This window comes from Streptomyces sp. NPDC001904 (assembly GCF_040297005.1).
Classification (GTDB): Bacteria; Actinomycetota; Actinomycetes; order Streptomycetales; family Streptomycetaceae; genus Streptomyces.
Genome location: NZ_JBEOYI010000022.1, coordinates 18,984 through 36,945, shown reverse-complemented (window position 1 = coordinate 36,945; position 17,962 = coordinate 18,984). Strand labels below are relative to the sequence as shown.

Below are 17,962 nucleotides of genomic sequence, written 5' to 3'. Positions count from 1 at the left end.
TTGGCCGAAGCCTGACGTAGCGGGATCGTCACAGAGGGCCCAGAATCAGATACATGTCCTTTATGTCCGCGGGTGTGACGTGGCTGGGACTGGGCCTGACGGTCGGTGTGGCGGGCCTGGTGACCTACGGTCTGGCGACCTTGCCGTGTTCGGCGACGGTCCGCCAGGAGGATGCCGAACTCGTCTGTCGCCCCGCCCGGCGCCTGGCGCTGGGTCTGGGAGCGCTGGCGGTGTCGGCGGTCGTGGTCGGGACGGTGCTGCTGGTGTTCGCCGTCACGGACTTCCGCTGAGGCCCTCCGGGCCGCCGCACGGACGGCCCGAAGGGATGTGCTCAGCCGGCGTCAGGCGCCGTCGCCGCCCCCGTAGGGGCGGGTGATGACCTCCATGCCGTGGCGCACGGGATCCATGAAGTAGACGCCACGACCGCCGTCGTTGTGGTTGATCTCGCCCGGCTGCCTGCCGTGCGGATCGGCGTAGTAGGTGATTCCGGCGTCCTCGATGCGCTGGAAGATGCCGTCGAACTCCTCCTCGGTGACGAGGAAGGCGTAGTGCTGCGTCACGATGGACTCCGCCGGGATCGACGCGAAGTCGAGGGTGACGCCGTTGCTGAGTTCGAGGGCGATGAACGGGCCCCACTCGGCCCCCACCTCGAGACCGAGGATGCGGGCCAGGAACTCGGCCGACTCCCGGTTGTCCCGGGCGTGGACGATGGTGTGATTGAGCTGGACGGACATGGTGGATTGCCTCCAGAAGGCAACTCCGGCACCTCCATGCCTCACCCGGTCGGTGACCGGCACGCGATGCGGCCGGGAGTATAGGCACATCCCGGTGCGCCCGGCCACCGACGGGGCGGAGCGGTCAGTCCAGGGCCAGTTCGGGGTTGTACATGTCCAGCCAGAGCGCCAGGTCGAGCGTGCGCTCCAGACCGCGCCGCGACGCCTGGGTGATCTGCGGGGCCTCGCGGTGCGCGGCCCGGTGCACCCGGTCGCGGTCGACGAGGTCGAAGACCCGGTGCGAGGGGCGCGCCAGCAGGTCCTTGGTGTGGTCCTGGAGCGCGATCGCGTACTTCGGGTCCTGCGTGGAGGGGTACGGGCTCTTCACCCGGTCGTACACCGACTTCGGCAGCACGTCCGCCGTCGCCTCCCGCAACAGGGACTTCTCCCGGCCGTCGAAGGACTTCAGGGCCCAGGGCGTGTTGTACACGTACTCGACGAGCCGGTGGTCGCAGAACGGCACGCGCACCTCCAGGCCCACCGCCATGCTCGCCCGGTCCTTCCGGTCGAGCAGCACCCGCACGAAGCGGGTCAGGTGCAGGTGGCAGATCTGCCGCATCCGGTACTCGAAGTCGCTCTCGCCGTCGAGCCGCTGGATGCCGCGCACGGCGCCCGCGTAGTTGTCGGCGACATAGCCGCCCAGGTCGAGACGGCGCGCGAGGTCCGGCCGGAGCACGTCCGCGTCGTCGCCCATGTGCCGGCCCATGCTCACCAGCCACGGGAAGGTGTCCGCGGCGCGCGCCTCCTCGTCGAAGAACTGCAGATAGCCGCCGAAGACCTCGTCGGCGGACTCGCCGGACAGCGCGACCGTCGAGTGCTCGCGGATCGCCTTGAACAGCAGATACAGCGAGGCGTCCAGGTCACCGAAGCCGGCGGGCAGGTCACGGGCCCGGATGACCCGGGCGCGGACCTCGGGGTCGGCCAGTGCGTGCGAGTCCAGCACGATGTCGCGGTGGTCGGTGCCGGACGCCTTGGCCACGTCGTGCACGAAGGGGGTGTCGGGCGTGCCGCGCAGCTCGTCGGCGACGAAGTTCTCCGCCTGCCCGAGGAAGTCGACGGCGAAGCTGCGCACCGTCTCGCCCCGCCCGGCCAGCTGCTGCGCCGCGATCGCGGTCATCGCCGAGGAGTCCAGGCCGCCCGAGAGCAGCGTGCAGCGCGGGACGTCCGAGACGAGCTGGCGGCGCACGATGTCGTCGAGCAGCTCACGCACCGTGGCGATGGTCGTGTCCCGGTCGTCGGTGTGCGCCTTCGTCTCCAGCGTCCAGTACGCGCGTGCCCGCAGCCCGGACCGGTCCACGGTGACGACCGTGCCCGGCTCGACCTCGTGCATCCCGTCCCACACCGCCTGACCCGGAGTCTTCACGAACGTGAAGAGCTCGCGCAGTCCCTCCAGGGAGACCCGGCCCCGGGCGAGCGGGTTGGCGAGGATCGCCTTGGGCTCGGAGCCGAACAGGACGCCGTCCGGGGTCTCGTAGTAGTAGAAGGGCTTGATGCCCATCCGGTCGCGGACCATGACGAGCCGGTCGACGCGGCCGTCCCACACGGCGAACGCGTACATGCCGTTGAGCCGTGCGGGCAGCTCCTCGCCCCACTCCAGGTAGCCCCGGAGCACGACCTCGGTGTCCGAGTCGGTCCTGAACCGGTGCCCCTTGGCGGCCAGTTCGGAGCGCAGCTCGGTGTAGTTGTAGGTCTCGCCGGAGTACACCATCGCGACCGTGCCGCCCGGTGTCTCCACGGTCATGGGCTGCCGTCCGCCCGGCAGGTCGATGATGGCGAGCCGGCGGTGGCCGAGCGCCGCGGGGCCGTCGATCCACGTGCCGCGGTCGTCGGGGCCACGGCACTCCATGGTCGCCGTCATCGCATCCAATGTGTCGTGCGAGGTCCGCAGGTCACGGTCGAAGGAGACCCAGCCGGTGATGCCGCACATATGCTTCCTCCCGCTTGCCGTTCCGCCGTGTCGCTCCGGTGCGGCCCGTGTGACCTGCGGGAAAGCAGGGGTGAATGCCATCGGGCCGAATCGGTTGTACACGGCATCTATATGTCGAGCGTGTGTCATGGCGGCGGGGCCGGTCAATGTGCCCGTAACGCGGCGAACGGGGTCACCCCGTCGGTTTCGGCCGTGCGTCAAAAAGGTAAAGCGACTGGTTCCCTTAGCAAATCCGCAGTGTGCGGAGTTGTGGATGATGGTTGCCTTGGGCGACCGAGTAGATCCGGCCAACGGCAAAGATTTGATCAATCCTCAGATCCAGCCGCGGCGCTGCGCGATCACACCCGCCTGGAACCGGTTCGCCGCGCCGAGGAGGTGGTGCAGACGGCTCGTACGGCGGCGCATGGTGCGTACCGACCACCCCAGCTGCCGGGCGATCGCCTCGTCCTTCAACCCGCTCACCAGGAGCGAGAGCATCAGCCGGTCCTCGGCGTCGAGCGGGCCCTCGGCGGGCGCGTCGAGCGGCTCCGCCACCCGCCAGCACAGCTCCCAGTGGTCGATGAGGAGATCGAGCAGCGCCGACGGACGGATCACGGCGGCCCGCACCTCGGACGACAGATCCAGCGAGAGCGGCATCAGCGCCACCCGGTCGTCGGCGATCGCCAGCTTCACCCGCAGCCCCGGCAGCACCCGGGCCTGCTCACCCAGACCGACCAGGCGCCGGATGTCGTCGAGGACACCCGGCCACTCCAGCGCCTCGGGCGCGTACACCGCCCGATAGGTGAGGCCGTCGGCGAGCGAGGTCTCCTCGACGGGGTTCGCCGTCGTCAGCGCGTAGGGCGGCCGGTCGAGTGTGCGCACCTCGTCGCGGGCCTCCTGCTGCAGGCGTACGAACCAGCGGCCCAGCGCCTCACTGCCGTGCACGACCTCCACCTGCTCGCCGCCGTCGTGCCGCCCGGCCGTGAACAGCCGGGACAGCTCGGCCGCGGTGGACCGGACCCGGTCGAGCTCGGCCGCGCGCGTGCGGACCAGGGCGTCCACGGCGTGCTCGGGATCGATCGCCGCGTACCGCCGCCGGGTTCCGGACAGCCGTCCCACCAGACCCAGGTCGTGCAACCGGTGGAGCGCGCGGCCCACCCGGTCCGCGGAGCACGCGAGTTCGTCGGCGAGTTGTCCGGGGGAGGCCGCCTCGCGGGAGAGCAGGGCGCGGTAGACGGCCTCGTCGAAGCGGTCGACGCCGACCGCGGAGAGCTGTTCGGTCATGCCGGGATCCTGGCCCATGTGTGCCACCGGCAGCAATGGGCCGCCGAGATCCGTTGTGCGCGCCTGCTCCGCCCGACTACCAACTCCCAACATGGGCAACCACATACGACTCACCCGTCTCGCTCCCCGCGGTGTGCGAAGACCTCTGCATGCCGTGCTGACCGCCGCCGTGCTCGGCGGCCTCATGTCGGCGACCGCCGTCGCGCAGGCCGCGGCCACCCCCGCGCGCACCCGCGTGATCGTCGAACTCGACGGGGCCACCGCTTTGGCGGCGCCCGCGGGCGCCGCCCGTGACGCACGTGCCGCCGATGTCCGTGCGGCGCGCGAGCGCATCGACACCCGGCAGGACGCGGTCGTCGGGGCCGCGAAGGACGCGGGCGCCGCCCCGAAGTCCGTACGCCGCATGGGGCTTGTCCTGAACGCGGTCTCGATGACCGTCGACGAGGACACGGTGTCCCGGCTGCGCGCCCTGCCCGGGGTCCGCGCCGTCGTCCCGGACACCCGCATCAAGGTGCAGGCCACCGAAGCCGCACCGGAGCAGGAGCTGGTCAACCTGCCCCAGGTGTGGGAACGCTCCGCGCCCGGCGGTACGAAGGCCACCGGCAAGGGCGTCACCGTCGCCGTCGTCGACTCCGGCGTGGACTACACGCACCCCGACCTCGGCGGCGGCTTCGGCGAGGGCCACAAGGTCGTCGGCGGCCACGACTTCGTCAACGGCGACGACGACCCGATGGACGACAACGCCCACGGCACGCACGTCGCCGGGATCATCGCGGCCGAGGCGGCCCGCCCGGGCGGCGTGACCGGCGCGGCGCCGGACGCCGAACTCCTCGCCTACAAGGTGATGGACGCCGACGGCTACGGCGACACCTCCACCATCGTCGCCGGCATCGAGGCGGCCATCGACCCGGCCAACCCGCACCGCGCCGACGTCATCAATCTCAGCATCGGCGGCCCCGGCGACGGCACCGACCCGCTCGGACTCGCCGCGAGCGCGGCCGTTGACGCGGGCGTCGTGGTCGTCGCCGCCGCGGGCAACGACGGGCCGGGCCCGTACAGCGTCGGATCGCCCGCGGCGGCCCGCGGTGTCCTCGCGGTCGGCGCCTCCACCAGCGGCATCGCCGTGCCCGAACTCCGCCTCGCGGGACAGCGCGAGACCCTGGAGACGTACCGGGGACTGGTCTCCGCCAACCCGCCGAGGCGGCCGGTCACCGGCGCGCTCGTCGACATCGGCCAGGGCAGCGCCGACGACTGGGAGAAGGCCGGCGACGTCCGCGGCAAGATCCTCCTGTACGCCGCGCCGCCCGCGCGCACCGAGGGCGACACCGTCTACGCGGAGGATCTCGCCGTCTACGAGGAGGCCGAGAAGCGCGGCGCGCTCGCGCTGATCGGCGGTGTCGGGGGCGGCGGCGGACCCGTCGTCGCGCAGCAGCCCGGCGACGGCGTACCCGTCGCGTCCGACAGCGGACGGAGCCTGAACGGCTCGGGCGGCGATCTGCGCATGGACCGTCTCGTCGTCATCGGCGTCGACAGCGTCCAGGCCCAGGAGCTCACCGAACTCGCCGCCCAGGACGCGAAGCTGACCCTGTCCGGCCGCGACTCCACCGACGAGATCGCCTCGTTCTCCTCGCGCGGCCCCGACCAGAACCTGAACCTCAAGCCCGATCTCGTGGCCCCGGGCGTGGAGATCCGCTCGACCGTGCCGACCTCGATGGTGTCCTCCGGTACCTGGCGCATGTCCGGTACGTCGATGGCGTCACCGCTCGTCGCGGGCTCCGCCGCGCTGCTGCGCCAGCTCAGGCCGGAGAGCACCCCGGCGCAGATCGGGGCCGGTCTGACCGGAACGGCCCACCGCCTCAAGGGAGTCGACGCCATCGCGCAGGGCGCGGGCCGGCTCGACGTGGCCGCCGCGGCCGACGCCGCGCTGACCGCGTCCCCGGCCGCCGTCTCGCTCGGCCTCGCCGACATGGGCGGCCCGCGCGTCACCGGAACGCGCACCGTCACCTTGCGCAACGGCTCCAGGAAGACCGTCAGCGGGACGGTCTCCGTCGACGGCGACGCGGCGCGGGTGAGCCCCCGCCGGGTCACCGTGCGCGCGGGCGGCTCGGCCACCGTGCGCCTCACCGTGGACGCCCGCCGTCCCGACACGACCGTGCACTTCTCCGGCGCGGTCACCGTCACCGACCACGGGGACACGCTCCTGACGGTGCCGTACCTGCTCGAAGCGATTCCGCTGTACGTCGACGCGACGCCCGACCCGTCGTCCGGCGCGAGCACCGCGTACGTCTACACGCCCACCGCGCTCACCGCGCCGCCCGCGCTCACGGTGGATCCGCCGAAGGGGCGCACGTACACGAAGACGACCAAGGCCACCGGGGACCCGCACTACTTCGCCGTCGTCCTGGACGGACCCGACCCCGGCACCTACCGCGTCACGGCGCGCGCGAAGGCGACCGGTGGGCAGCACCAGTACGGCACCGGCGGGTTCGAGGTCACCTCGCCCGACGCGCACGGCACCGCGTGGCGGCCCGTCGGGCCCAACAGCGCCGACGGCCGGGTCACCCTGGCGTCGAGCGACCCGAAGCAGGCCGTCATGACCCAGTCGGGCAAGCCCGGCGCCTGGCTCACCACCGACGCGGGCAGGACGTGGGCGGAGCGCGCCCGCACCCCGTTCGTGGGCGCCGCCACCAACGAGCCCTCGATCGTCGTGGACGCCCACGACTCCAGCCGCTGGTGGTCGGCGATGCAGGCCTTCTCGTGGTCCGTCGGCAACGGAGGCATCCTGCGCACCACCGACAAGGGCCGCACCTGGGAGCGCCTGAACGCCCCCGACCTGTCCTACAAGAACCTGGTCAGCGACGCCGACAACCGGGTCCTGGTGGCGCAGACGGACGAGGGCGCGCTCCTTGTCAGCCGTGACGACGGCGACAGCTGGCAGACCGAGGAACTCGGGCTGCCGGCCGACGTCTACGGCGTCGCCATGGGCGGCGACGACCTGTACGTCTGGGCCGGACGCGCCGTGTGGGTGGTGCGCGACATGGTGGGCGGTGGACCGAAGAAGGCCGAGCGCGTCTACGCGGCGGCCACCGACGGCAGCCAGGCGTTCGCCGGGTTCTCCGCCGACGACCAACTGGTCGCCGTGAAGATCCTCGGCAAGGGCGGCGGCCTGTTCATCAGCTCCGACGGAGGCCGCAACTGGGGTGTCGGACAGGGCGACGGCCGCGGCCTCGTCACCGTCAGCCGCGGCGAGATCCTCCTCGACGACTCCGACGGGAAGACCCGCCTCAGCAAGGACGCGGGCGCCACCTGGCAGGAGATCGGCAAGCCGAACCCGGGCACGGTCCTGTACGACTACGACCGCTGGGCCGACGGCAGCTACACCGTCAGCGCCGCCTCGGCGGGCATCTACCGTGGCGGACAGAGCGGTTCGGGTCAGCGGCGGATCGGTGTGCAGGGCGAGAGCGTGCCCGCGCTCGCCGTGGCCGACGGATCGTTGCTCGCCGGGACGAGCGTCGGCATGTACCGCACCGCGCTGCCGGCCGCCTCGCCCGAGTGGGGCCCCGGAGAGCACGAAGGCACCACCGGGACGCAGGTGACGGCGATCCAGCCGTACGCCCGCGACAGCAGGATCGTGTGGCGCACCTTCGAGAGCCTCGCCGGGCTCTCCGTGCAGAAGAGCACGGACGGCGGCCGTACCTGGGAGGAGCGGGGGCAGCTCGACGGGAACACGCTCGCCCTGGTCGTCGACCCGCGCGACCCCGACCGGGTCGCCGTCTCCTACGCTCGCATCGACGGCCCCGGCGTCTACACGACGGCGGACGGCGGCGAGCACTGGAAGAGCCTGCGCAAGAACGACGAGTACCGTGCGCTGGCCTTCGACCCGGGCCGTGCCGGACGGCTCTGGCTCGGCGGATACGGCGGCCTGTCGTACTCCGACGACTTCGGCAGGACGCTGACCAAGGCGGCCGACGGCGCGGTCTCCGCGCTGGGCGCCGACGGCTCCCGGCTGATCGTCGGCGGTCAGACGCTGCGCTGGTCGTCCGACGGCGGCCGCACCTTCCACACCGCCGACCACGGCGCCCTGCGCATCCAGGTCTCCGGGATCGTCAAGGCCGGCGGCGCCTGGTACGCGGGAACCACCGGACGCTGGATGCCGGGTGAAGTCCCGTACGGGGCCCGAGGCGTTCTGAAGTCCACCGACGGCGGCCGCACCTGGCACAACGTCTCGGGGACGCTCCAGAACACCGACGTCCTGTCGATGGCCGCGACCCCGGACGGACGCGGCCTGTACGTCGGCACACAGCTGGGAGGGGTGCACCGGCTGACGCTGAAGTGAGCCGGGGAAGGGGGCCCGTGCGAGGGGAGGGGCCCCCTTCCTCACTTCCCGACTTCCTCACGTCCCGCTTCAGTCCGTGGTCTTGAGGTCCCCGTCGAAGGTCGCGGCCGCCAGGCCGAAGGACAGGGTCATCCCGACGCCCGACGTGACCGAGATCGCCCGCACGCCCGTCGCGACGTCCCGGACGAGCAGCGGTCCGCGGGGGCTGCTCGCGTACACGCCCTGCCAGCGCTCCGTGACCCGTACCTCGCGCACGCCGAGCACCCGGGCCGCCTCGCGCAGCAGCAGCGCCGAGACCGCCTCGTCCTGGAACGGGATCTCTGTCGCGTCGTACGCGTGCGAGTCGCCGACCAGGACCGTGCCGTCGGGCAGCCGCGTGAACATCACGTTGGCGACCACGTCCAGCAACTCGGGACTGTGCGCGGTCACTTCGGCCCGCAGCGCGCTCGCGGAGGGAGTCGCCGTGAACGCGTCGTAGCGCAGCATCGAGGTCGCCGTGAGCACCGCCGCGTCCGTGCGGAACGCCTCGGGTGCCGCGATCCGTGCCATCGAGAGGCGGCACCGCTCGATGCCGTGCGCCTCCGCCTCGGCCGGGTGCAGCCGGTCCAGGTCGTGGCCGACGCAGAGCAGCACCCGGTCGCCGTGGACGTCGCCGCGGGCCGTGTGCACGACGCCCTCCTCGACCCCGGTGACGTTCGTGCCCCACACCACCGTCGCCCCGGGCTGCTCCGCCAGCCAGGACGCGAGCCGGGGCGCCGCCTCGCGCGGGTTCACCCGCAGGTCGGCCGGGAGCAGGGCGCCGCCCATCAGGTCGTCGCGCGCGTCCGCGGACCGGCCGAGCGCGTCCGCCACCTGGTCCCGGGTGCGCAGTCGCACCGCGTCCGCGCCACGCGTCCGGCGCAACTCCTCCAGGACCGCCAGCTCCGTCGCCGAGCGGGCCACCACCAGGGCGCCGGCCTCCGGCGCCCAGAGTCCCGCCCGCCCGGCGGCGTCCAGCCAGCCCGTGCGCGAACGCTCCGCCAGGCCGAGCAGGTCGCCCTCCTGTGCGGTGATGCAGCAGTGCCCGAAGTTCCGCACGGAAGCGCCCACCGGGCGCCGGTCCCGCTCGACGACCGTGACGCTCAGGCCGCGCCGCACCGCCTCGACGGCGTGGGCGAGCCCGACGATGCCGGCGCCGACCACGACGAGGTCGCTGCGTCCGCGCGGCAGGTCCGTGGCGGGGGAGAGTGCTGTTGCGATGCTCATGCCGACCAGCCTGCGGAGACGTGGCCACCCACAGCAAGAGCTGTCTATACAAGTTTCCCGATTGTTTACCGGCTGGAGATCAAGCGGCCCCTTGTCCTGTTCGGTGCGGAACTGCAAGACTCAAGTTGTGAAGACAAGTGCGGAGAGCGGGCCGCTGCACCAGCGGCTCGGCGCCGAGTTCCGGCGCCGGATCGAGGCGGGGGAGTGGCCCGAGGGCCGGCCCGTGCCGAGCGAGGCCCAGCTGTGCGAGGAGTTCGGCACCTCGCGCGGGCCGGTGCGTCAGGCGCTCGCCCAGTTGCGCGCCGAGGGACATCTCGTGGGCGGCCGGGGCAAGCCGCCCGTGGCCCGCAGGGTCACCCCGTCCCAGCCGTTCGCCTCGCTCATGTCGTTCACCCAGTGGGCCCGTTCCATCGGCCGCGTCCCGGGCCAGTTCACCGTCGAGGTCGCCCGCCGCCGAGCGGGAGCGGAGGCGGCGGCCCGCCTCGGCCTCGACGAGGGAGAGCCGGTCGTCGACCTGATCCGGCTGCGCAAGCTGGACGGCGTCCCGGCGATGGTGGAGCGCTCGACGTTCCTGCTGGACGCGGGCGTCCACCTGTTCGCGGTCGACCCCGACGCGGGCTCCGTCTACGAGGCCCTCATCGCCCGGGGCGTCGACCTGCACCACGCGCGCCACACCATCGACGCGATCGCCGCGGGATCGCAGGACGCCGACCTGCTGGGCGTCGAGATCGGGCAACCCCTGTTGCGCGTAAGGCGGTTGGCGTTCACCCGCGACGGCACGCCCGTCGAGTACGCGGACGACCGCTATCTGCCCGCGATGGCCACGTTCACCATCGAGAACACCGTCGGGGGCCGCACCGTCGCGGCCCGGGAACGCACCGACGACGCTTCGCCCCACCCCACGCTTCCCCACCACACGCCTAAGGACACCCAGTGATCGAACTCGCCGTCTTCGACATGGCAGGAACGACGATCGAGGAGCACGGCGCCGTCTACGAGGCGCTGCGCCACGCCGTCGAGGCGACGGGCGTCACCGTCGACCGGGCCGACCTCCAGACCTGGATGGGCACCGACAAGCGGGAGGCCATCGCCGCGCTCGTCCGCATCGGCGGCGGCACGCCGGACGCGGAGCTGGTGGAGCGGCAGTACGAGGTCTTCCGCACGTTCCTCAAGCAGCGGTACGAGGAGGTGCCGCCGGAGCCGATCGCCCACGCCGACAAGGCGTTCGACGAACTGCGCGCCCGCGGCGTCAAGATCGCGCTGACCACCGGGTTCAGCGACGACGTGGCGCTGCCGCTGCTCGCCTCGCTCGGCTGGTCCGTCGGTGAGGGCGGCAATCTCGACGCCGTCGTCACCTCCGACGAGGTGCGCCGGGGCCGCCCGGCCCCGTACATGATCCACCGGGCGATGGAGAAGTGCGGGGTCCTCGACGTGCGCACGGTGCTCGTCGCGGGCGACACCGCCGTCGACCTGGAGGCGGGGACGCACGCGGGTGCGGGTGTCGTCGTGGGCGTGCTCACGGGCCAGCTGACCCGTGAGCAGCTCGAAGCGAACCCGCACACCTACGTGGTGGACAGCGTCGCGGACGTCCCCGGCCTGCCGGAGACCGCTAGCTGAGCGCCGCGTCGACGATGGCCTGCGCCTCGCTCTGCACCTGGGCGAGGTGCTCCGGCCCCCGGAACGACTCGGCGTAGATCTTGTACACGTCCTCCGTGCCGCTGGGCCGCGCCGCGAACCACGCGTTCTCGGTGGTCACCTTCACGCCGCCGATCGCCGCGCCGTTGCCCGGCGCCTCGGAGAGCCGGGCTGTGATCGACTCGCCCGCGAGGGTGTCCGCCGTGATCGCGTCGCCGGTGAGCTTCGCCAGACGGGCCTTCTGCTCCTTGGTCGCCTTCGCGTCGATGCGCGCGTAGGCGGCGCCCGACGCACCGTGCTCGGCGGCGAGTTCGGCGTAGTACACCGACGGCGTCCTCCCGGTCACCGCGAGGATCTCGGCGGCGAGGAGCGCGAGGAGGATGCCGTCCTTGTCGGTGGTCCACACGCTGCCGTCCTTGCGGACGAAGCTCGCTCCGGCGCTCTCCTCGCCGCCGAAGGCAACGGACCCGTCGACGAGCCCGGGCACGAACCACTTGAACCCGACGGGGACCTCGACGAGCTGCCGGCCGAGCGAGGCGGCGATCCGGTCGATCACGGCGCTCGACACCAGCGTCTTGCCGATCGCGGCGGACGCCGACCACTGCGGCCGGTGGCTGAACAGGTAGTGGATGGCGACGGCGAGATAGTGGTTGGGGTTCATCAGACCCGCGTCGGGCGTGACGATGCCGTGCCGGTCCGCGTCGGCGTCGTTGCCCGTCAGCAGGTCGTAGTCGTGGCGGCGGGCGAGCACGGAGGCCATCGCGGGCGCCGACGACGGGTCCATCCGGATCTTGCCGTCCCAGTCCAGCGTCATGAACCGCCAGGTGGGATCCGTCTTCGGGTTCACCACGGTCAGGTCGAGGCCGTACAGCTCGGCGATCCGCGACCAGTAGTGGACGCTCGCCCCGCCCAGCGGATCGGCGCCCACGCGCACGCCCGCGGACCGGATGGCGTCCACGTCGATGATGTCCTTCAGGTCCTCGACGTAACGCTCGCGGAAGTCGTACGGCTCCCAGGCCGAGTCGTCACCGGTGGCCGCCTGCCAGTCGGCGTCCTCCAGCAGCTCGTTGGCGCGGGCGGCGATCCACGCGGTCGTCGTGGAGTCGGCCGGACCGCCGTGCGGCGGGTTGTACTTGAAGCCGCCGTCGCGCGGCGGGTTGTGGCTGGGCGTGATCACGATGCCGTCGGCACGCTCCGGGCCGCTGCCCGCGGTGCGGTTCCAGCGCAGGATCGCGTGGCTGAGCGCGGGCGTCGGCACGAAGTCGCCGTGCGCGTCGGCCATGACGCGCACGCCGTGCGCCGCGAGCACCCCGAGCGCCGTCTTGAGCGCGGGCCCGGACAGGGCGTGCGTGTCGGGGCCGATGAACAGCGGGCCGGTGATGCCCTCGGCCGTGCGGTGCTCCACGATGGCCTGGGTGATCGCGGCGATGTGCTTCTCGTTGAAGGCGCCGTCGAGGCTCGAGCCGCGGTGGCCACTCGTGCCGAAGACGACACGCTGCTCGGGGCGCGTGACGTCCGGCTCCCTCGTGTAATAGGCGTCGATGAGGGCGTCGATGTCGACGAGGTCGTCCGGCCTGGCGGGGGTTCCTGAGCGGTCAGTCATGGAAGTATTTTCCCACTCGTGTCCGTGGGGCCCGGCCGGACCACCTCGTTTTTTCCTGTGGGTTCAGGCTTCCATCGTCAGCGCGGCGAGGGCGGCCGTGATGTCCGCCTCGGACGCCTCCTTGGTGACGCCGAGCGACGACAGCAGCCCCGTGCCGTTCTCCTGCTCCAGCAGCGCCAGCAGGATGTGCTCGGTGCCGATGTAGTTGTGGCCCAGGCGCAGCGCCTCGCGGAACGTCAGCTCCAGGGCCTTCTTGGCCTCCGCGTCGAACGGGATCAGGGCGGGGGACTCGCCGGCCGCCGCCGGCAGCCGGTCGGCGGCGGCCTGCCGGACGGTGTCGAGCGGCACGTGCTGCGCGAGGATCGCCCGGGCGCCCAGGCCGTCCGGCTCGCGGAGCAGTCCGAGGACCAGGTGCGCGGTGCCGATCGTGGTGTTCTTCGCGGCGTGCGACTCCTGCTGCGCCCCCACCACGACGTTGCGCGCGCGAGCGGTGTAGCGGTTGAAGCCCTGGCTGGGGTCGAGGTCGTTCTCCGAGCCCTTCGGCACGAAGCGCTTCTGCGCCGCCTGGCGCGTGACGCCCATGCTCTTGCCGATGTCGGTCCAGGAGGCGCCGGAGCGGCGGGCCTGGTCCACGAAGTGGCCGATGAGGTGGTCGGCGATGTCGCCGAGGTGGTCCGCTGCGAGGACCGCGTCCTGGAGCTGGTCCAGGGCGTCGGTGTGGACCTTCTTGATGGCGTCGATGAGGTCGTCGAGGCGGACGGACGAGGTCATGCCCGCGGGGTTCACGGCATCCGATGGATTCGTCATGAGGCAACCGTAGGTTGACAGTGCAGGGGTGTCAACCTCCAGTTGACACCCCTGCCGTGCTGTCGTCCTACGGGAGCTGGTTGATCTTGAACGTGGACGTCGTGTTGCGGACGTCCACCGCGTTGTCGCTCAACTTCAGGTTGTGGAAGGTCACTTCACCGACCGCCGGACCCTGCCCGGCCTCCGGCATCTCGTTCGCCCACAGTCCGAACCCGGACTTGGCGTCATAGGCGTCGCCGCTCTTGTGCGCGCCCGAGATCGTGACGTCGGTCAGGATCGTGTCCTTGATCGGGAACTGCGGCTGGCCTCCCACGTAGTTGGTCTGGAACATGATGCCGCTGTACGTCGGGTCGAGGATGTCCACGTCGTTGACGCGGATGCCCTGGAACACCTTGGACGCCGAGAACATCCAGATCCCGGGGAAGGTCTGTCCGCCCCAGAAGTGCCCGCCGGAGCGGATGATCGAGGTGTTCTCGATGGCCGTCGGACCCGTGCCGAAGCCGTTCATCGGGTAGCCGAAGTCCAGCGAGCTGATCGTGACGCCCGAGTAGACGAGTGTGTCCGCGATGAGCATGTTGCGGAACGTGTTGTCGTACCCGCCGTAGACCGCGATACCGGCGGCCCGCCAGGTGAGCAGCGACGTCAGGTTCTCGTACACGTTGTTCTTCTCGTCCGCGCCGCCCGAGTCGATCGCCGAGAACAGCGCGAAGCTGTCGTCACCGGTCGAGCGCGCCTCGTTGTTCACGACGTGGTTGTCCGTCGAGCCGTTCGTCATGTTGACGCCGTCGGCGAACGTGTCCCGGATCCGGGAGTTCTTGATGGTGACCCGGTCGGTGTTGGCGCCCCAGTACAGGCACACCGTGTGCTCGTTCCAGATGTCGTCGATGGTGATGTCGGCGACGTTGGAGAAGTCGAACACCTTGCCGGGACCGTCGATGCGCGAGGTGTAGTTCCCGAAGAAGGAGAAGTGCGCGAACGTCGATCCGTTGGCGCTCGCTTCCGCGCGGAAGCCCGCGTCGGTGTTCTCCTGCGACGACGGTGTGTGGAACCGGGTGTACCAGGGACCGGCGCCGACCACCTTCACGGCCTTGCCGTACACCTGGAACTTGTTCGACGTCTCGTAGTCACCGGCCGGCAGATAGACGCCGACGAGCTTGCCCGTCGTGTCCATCCGCACCTTGTCCAGGGCGTCCTGCACGGCCTGCTGCGAGAAGCCGGTGGGCACGGTGTACGTGGCCGGGTCCGGGTTGGCCAGCTGGGTGGCCTCCTCCAGGTTGACGTAGTCGATGGTGTACGTGGATCCGTTGGCGGCGTCCTTCTGCAGCCGGATCTTGCTCCCCTTCGGCACCGTCGTGCCGAGCAGCAGGTTCGCCTCGTCGTAGATGTGCCGCGGACCGCCCGCGCTCGGCGTGTTGCCGGGCCCGGTCTCGTTGCCGTACAGCCACGCGTACTTCGACGTCAGGTCGATGGCCTTGAGGAACGTGCCGTTGACGTAGACGTTCAGCGTGGAGTTGGTCCCGCCGCCACCGGCCGAGTCCGGCATCGAGAAGCGGGTGACGAGGGTGTTCGTCGGCGCCTTCGTCGTCCACTCGACGTACGAACCGGTCGAGCCGAGGGTGACGGCCTTGCGGCCGGACGCCTCGCCCGCCAGGTCACCGACCGTGCGGTTCGGACCGACGGGCTTCGCGCCGCCGCCCGCCGTGCCGTCCTCCGCCTCGTACATGTCGTACGGCATGCTCGCGCCGCGACCCACGAACAGCGGCTGCGACGAGGTGTTGTTGGCGCGCTTGACGGCCAGCTCGTTGGCGTCGTCGGCGATCACCGTCTTCACCGTGAACTTGCCCTTGCCCGCCGTCCAGGTGCCCAGCTTGACCGGGTCCGTGGTGCTCCCGGCCGCGATCGCGCCGCTCGCCGAACCCGTGAGCGTCTTCACGACCGTGCCGTCGGAGTCGGTGACCGTCAGCGTGACGCCGTGTGCCGCGGTCGAACTCGCCTGGTTGCCCTGGTTCTTGATGGCGACGGTGAAGTTGACCGTGTCGCCCTCGGCGGGCGCGCTCGGCGACCACGCCACCGGCGAGGCCACCAGGTCCGCGCTGGTCACCGGCTTGACGACCAGCGAGGTCGGACTCGTGTAGCTGTTGTTGCCCTCGTTCTGCTCGATCACGAGCCCGCTCGGGTCGACGACCGCGCCGACCGTGTACGTGCCCGCGTCGCGCGCCCCGATGTCCGCGCTGACGGTCGCGGTGGCGCCTGCCGCGAGCGCGCCCACGGAAGCGGTGCCGACCTTCTGCGAACCGAGCAGGAAGTCGAGGTCGGTGGCGTCGGCGGCCTGCGTGCCCGCGTTGCGGACCGTCGCCGACAGCGTGATCTTGTCCGACTCGACCGGCGCGTCCGGCTTCGTGATCCCGGTGACCACGAGGTCCGGGTTGGGCGCCGGGGTGCCGAGAACCTGGAACTCCGCGACCTGCGCGCCCGAGGAGCCGGAGTTGGCGGTGATGGAGAGGCGCACGTCCGCGACGCGGCCGCTCAGCGGGATGCTCACCTTGTTGCCGCTCGCGGGGGAGAAGGAGTAGTCCTTCGCCGCGACCAGCGTCGTGAAGCCCGACGCCTTCTGCTCCCGGCCGAGCACCTCGATCTTCTGCGTCCGCGCCGACCAGGCCGCGTCCGGGTTGAGCTTCACCACGACGGACGACAGGTCCGCGTTGGAGCCGAGCTTGACCGTCAGCGTGCCCGGGTACGCCCCGGCGGCGCCCTCCCAGTAGGTGCTGGTGTCGTCGTCCACCGCGTTCTCGGCGACGTAGGTGAAGGTCGACGACGAGGCCGTCACCGGCTTGCCGACGGCCAGGTTCGCGTCGTTCGACGTGGAGCCGTTGCGTGTCACGGAGTTGCTAGCCGCCGACACGTTGCCCGCCGCGTCCTTCGCCCGCACGGTGTACGTGACCGTCGCCGACTGCGGCTGCGTGTCGGTGTAGGTCGTGACGTCACCGGCCACGGACTTCAGCAGCTGACCGTTCGCGTAGATGTCGTAGCCCGTGACCTTCACGTTGTCGGTCGAGGCGCCCCAGGTCAGCTTGACCTGGCCCGCCGTCGCCTCCGTGAACGCCAGGTTCGACGGCGCGGTCGGTGCCTGCGTGTCGCCCGAAGCCCCGGTCCGCGTCACGGAGTTGCTGTTCGCCGACTGGTTGCCCGCCGCGTCCTTGGCCCGCACGAAGTAGGTGAGGGTGGCCGACGCGGGCTGGTTGTCCGTGTACGTGAGCGTGTCGCCGTCGACCGAGGCGCGCAGCTGGTTGTTGGCGTAGATGTCGTAGCCGGTGACCTTGACGTTGTCGGTGGCCGCCTTCCACGTCAGCTTGATCTGCCCGGTCGCGGGCTCGGTGTAGGCGAGCGAACTCGGCGCGGACGGCGCCGTCGTGTCCCCGCTCGTCGGCCCGTACACCTCCAGCTCGGAGAGCTGCCCGGCCTGCTGCACGGTGTTCCCTGTGACCTTCACCCGTACATAGCGCGTCGTCACCGTGTTGAACGACAGCGTCTGGGCCTGCCCGTTGGTGGCGTTGAACTCGTACGCCTTCGACGCGACGAGATCCGAGAAGTCGCTGCCGTTCGTGCTGCCCTGCAGCGTCAGCGTCTGCGACCGGGTCTCCCACGTCGACGGCAGCCGCAGCACCACCCGGTTCACCTGCACCGACGAGCCCAGGTCGACCTGGATCCACTGCGGCAGCGCGTTGTTCTGGCTCTCCCAGTAGGTGGCGGCGTTGCCGTCACCGGCGTTCGCCGCCAGATACGTCTGCGTCGTCGAGCTCGCGGTGAACGTGCGGCCGCGTGCCAGGTTCGCCGACGAGTCGCTGCTGCCGTGCACCTCCAGCTCCGACAACTGGGCCGACTGCCAGCCCGAGTTGGCCGTGATCGCGACGCGCACGTAGCGGGTCTGCGTCGCGCCGAACGAGATCGTCACGGTGTTCGACGACCCCTGCGCGAAGGAGTACTGCGCCGACGCCTTCAGGGTGTCGAAGGTCTGCCCGTCCGCGCTGCCCTGGACCGACAGCGTCTGCGTGCGGCTCTCCCACGCGGCCGGCAGTCGCAGGACCACCTCGTCGACCCGGGCCGCCGTGCCCAGGTCCACCTGCACCCACTGCGGGAAGTCGGAACCCGAACTCTCCCAGTACGTCGAGGCGTTGCCGTCCGAGACGTTCGCCGCGCCGTATTCCGCCTTGGCGCTGCTCGCCTTGGCGGTCGCACCCGCGGCGAGATTCGGCCCGCCCGCGGCCTGCGCCGATACCGCCGGAAGACCGAGAAGCGCCAGGGTGAGGGCGAGCACCGTCACCGCGAGGGCACGCATTCCACCCCCCGCTCTTCGTCTGCCGGATCTCGGCACG

The 17,962-nt window shown here is 71.3% G+C and carries 11 protein-coding genes; 4 read left to right on the top strand and 7 right to left on the bottom strand.

The window, feature by feature from the left end:
* The first annotated feature begins 53 nt into the window (after window positions 1-53).
* A complete protein-coding gene (locus ABT127_RS28965; protein WP_351456124.1) occupies window positions 54-290 on the top strand; it encodes a hypothetical protein in 237 nt (78 codons plus the stop codon).
* Between the two features lie 51 nt (window positions 291-341).
* Here ABT127_RS28965 and ABT127_RS28960 read toward each other — a convergent pair whose 3' ends face one another.
* The 3 genes from ABT127_RS28960 to ABT127_RS28950 all read right to left on the bottom strand — a co-directional run bounded on the left by ABT127_RS28960 (window position 342) and on the right by ABT127_RS28950 (window position 3,963).
* Window positions 342-734 (bottom strand): VOC family protein, encoded by a 393-nt coding sequence (locus tag ABT127_RS28960; protein ID WP_351456122.1) that lies wholly within the window; start codon window positions 732-734, stop codon window positions 342-344.
* Window positions 735-858: 124 nt separating this feature from the next.
* Complete coding sequence (gene asnB / locus ABT127_RS28955) at window positions 859-2,700, bottom strand: asparagine synthase (glutamine-hydrolyzing) (protein WP_351456119.1); 1,842 nt, start codon at window positions 2,698-2,700, stop codon at window positions 859-861.
* Between the two features lie 312 nt (window positions 2,701-3,012).
* Window positions 3,013-3,963: a helix-turn-helix domain-containing protein gene (locus ABT127_RS28950; protein WP_351456117.1), complete on the bottom strand. Its 951-nt coding sequence runs from the start codon at window positions 3,961-3,963 to the stop codon at window positions 3,013-3,015.
* 154 nt (window positions 3,964-4,117) lie between these two features.
* Between ABT127_RS28950 and ABT127_RS28945 the strand changes: the two genes are divergently transcribed.
* Window positions 4,118-8,299, top strand: coding sequence for a S8 family serine peptidase (locus tag ABT127_RS28945; protein WP_351456114.1), 4,182 nt, complete (start codon window positions 4,118-4,120; stop codon window positions 8,297-8,299).
* A 69-nt stretch (window positions 8,300-8,368) separates the two neighbouring features.
* On the opposite strand, the gene ABT127_RS28940 is transcribed toward ABT127_RS28945, so the two are convergent.
* Window positions 8,369-9,544, bottom strand: coding sequence for a TIGR03364 family FAD-dependent oxidoreductase (locus tag ABT127_RS28940; protein ID WP_351456111.1), 1,176 nt, complete (start codon window positions 9,542-9,544; stop codon window positions 8,369-8,371).
* 127 nt (window positions 9,545-9,671) lie between these two features.
* On the opposite strand from ABT127_RS28940, the gene ABT127_RS28935 reads away from it, so the two are divergent.
* Both ABT127_RS28935 and ABT127_RS28930 read left to right on the top strand, forming a co-directional pair.
* Window positions 9,672-10,481, top strand: a complete 810-nt coding sequence (locus ABT127_RS28935; RefSeq protein ID WP_351456108.1) for a GntR family transcriptional regulator — start codon at window positions 9,672-9,674, stop codon at window positions 10,479-10,481.
* Entirely contained in the window at window positions 10,478-11,161 is a 684-nt protein-coding gene (locus ABT127_RS28930; RefSeq protein ID WP_351456107.1) for a phosphonatase-like hydrolase, read from the top strand. Before ABT127_RS28935 ends, ABT127_RS28930 begins: the two co-directional genes overlap by 4 nt.
* Here ABT127_RS28930 and pgm read toward each other — a convergent pair.
* The 3 genes from pgm to ABT127_RS28915 form a co-directional block, all read right to left on the bottom strand.
* On the bottom strand, window positions 11,154-12,782 hold the full coding sequence (pgm, locus tag ABT127_RS28925; RefSeq protein ID WP_351456105.1) for a phosphoglucomutase (alpha-D-glucose-1,6-bisphosphate-dependent): 1,629 nt from the start codon (window positions 12,780-12,782) through the stop codon (window positions 11,154-11,156). The genes ABT127_RS28930 and pgm overlap by 8 nt on opposite strands.
* Window positions 12,783-12,845: 63 nt before the next feature.
* Window positions 12,846-13,589: a Clp protease N-terminal domain-containing protein gene (locus ABT127_RS28920; RefSeq protein WP_351456102.1), complete on the bottom strand. Its 744-nt coding sequence runs from the start codon at window positions 13,587-13,589 to the stop codon at window positions 12,846-12,848.
* Window positions 13,590-13,656: 67 nt separating this feature from the next.
* Complete coding sequence (locus ABT127_RS28915; RefSeq protein ID WP_351456100.1) at window positions 13,657-17,925, bottom strand: discoidin domain-containing protein; 4,269 nt, start codon at window positions 17,923-17,925, stop codon at window positions 13,657-13,659.
* Window positions 17,926-17,962: the final 37 nt, after the last annotated feature.

What these genes read in the sequence shown, in the direction of transcription:
- ABT127_RS28940 (WP_351456111.1), bottom strand. Translation starts at nt 9,544, where the DNA reads ATGAGCATCGCAACAGCACTCTCCCCCGCCACGGACCTGCCGCGCGGA.
- asnB (WP_351456119.1), bottom strand. Translation starts at nt 2,700, where the DNA reads ATGTGCGGCATCACCGGCTGGGTCTCCTTCGACCGTGACCTGCGGACC.
- ABT127_RS28950 (WP_351456117.1), bottom strand. Translation starts at nt 3,963, where the DNA reads ATGACCGAACAGCTCTCCGCGGTCGGCGTCGACCGCTTCGACGAGGCC.
- ABT127_RS28960 (WP_351456122.1), bottom strand. Translation starts at nt 734, where the DNA reads ATGTCCGTCCAGCTCAATCACACCATCGTCCACGCCCGGGACAACCGG.
- ABT127_RS28965 (WP_351456124.1), top strand. Translation starts at nt 54, where the DNA reads ATGTCCTTTATGTCCGCGGGTGTGACGTGGCTGGGACTGGGCCTGACG.
- pgm (WP_351456105.1), bottom strand. Translation starts at nt 12,782, where the DNA reads ATGACTGACCGCTCAGGAACCCCCGCCAGGCCGGACGACCTCGTCGAC.
- ABT127_RS28915 (WP_351456100.1), bottom strand. Translation starts at nt 17,925, where the DNA reads ATGCGTGCCCTCGCGGTGACGGTGCTCGCCCTCACCCTGGCGCTTCTC.
- ABT127_RS28920 (WP_351456102.1), bottom strand. Translation starts at nt 13,589, where the DNA reads ATGACGAATCCATCGGATGCCGTGAACCCCGCGGGCATGACCTCGTCC.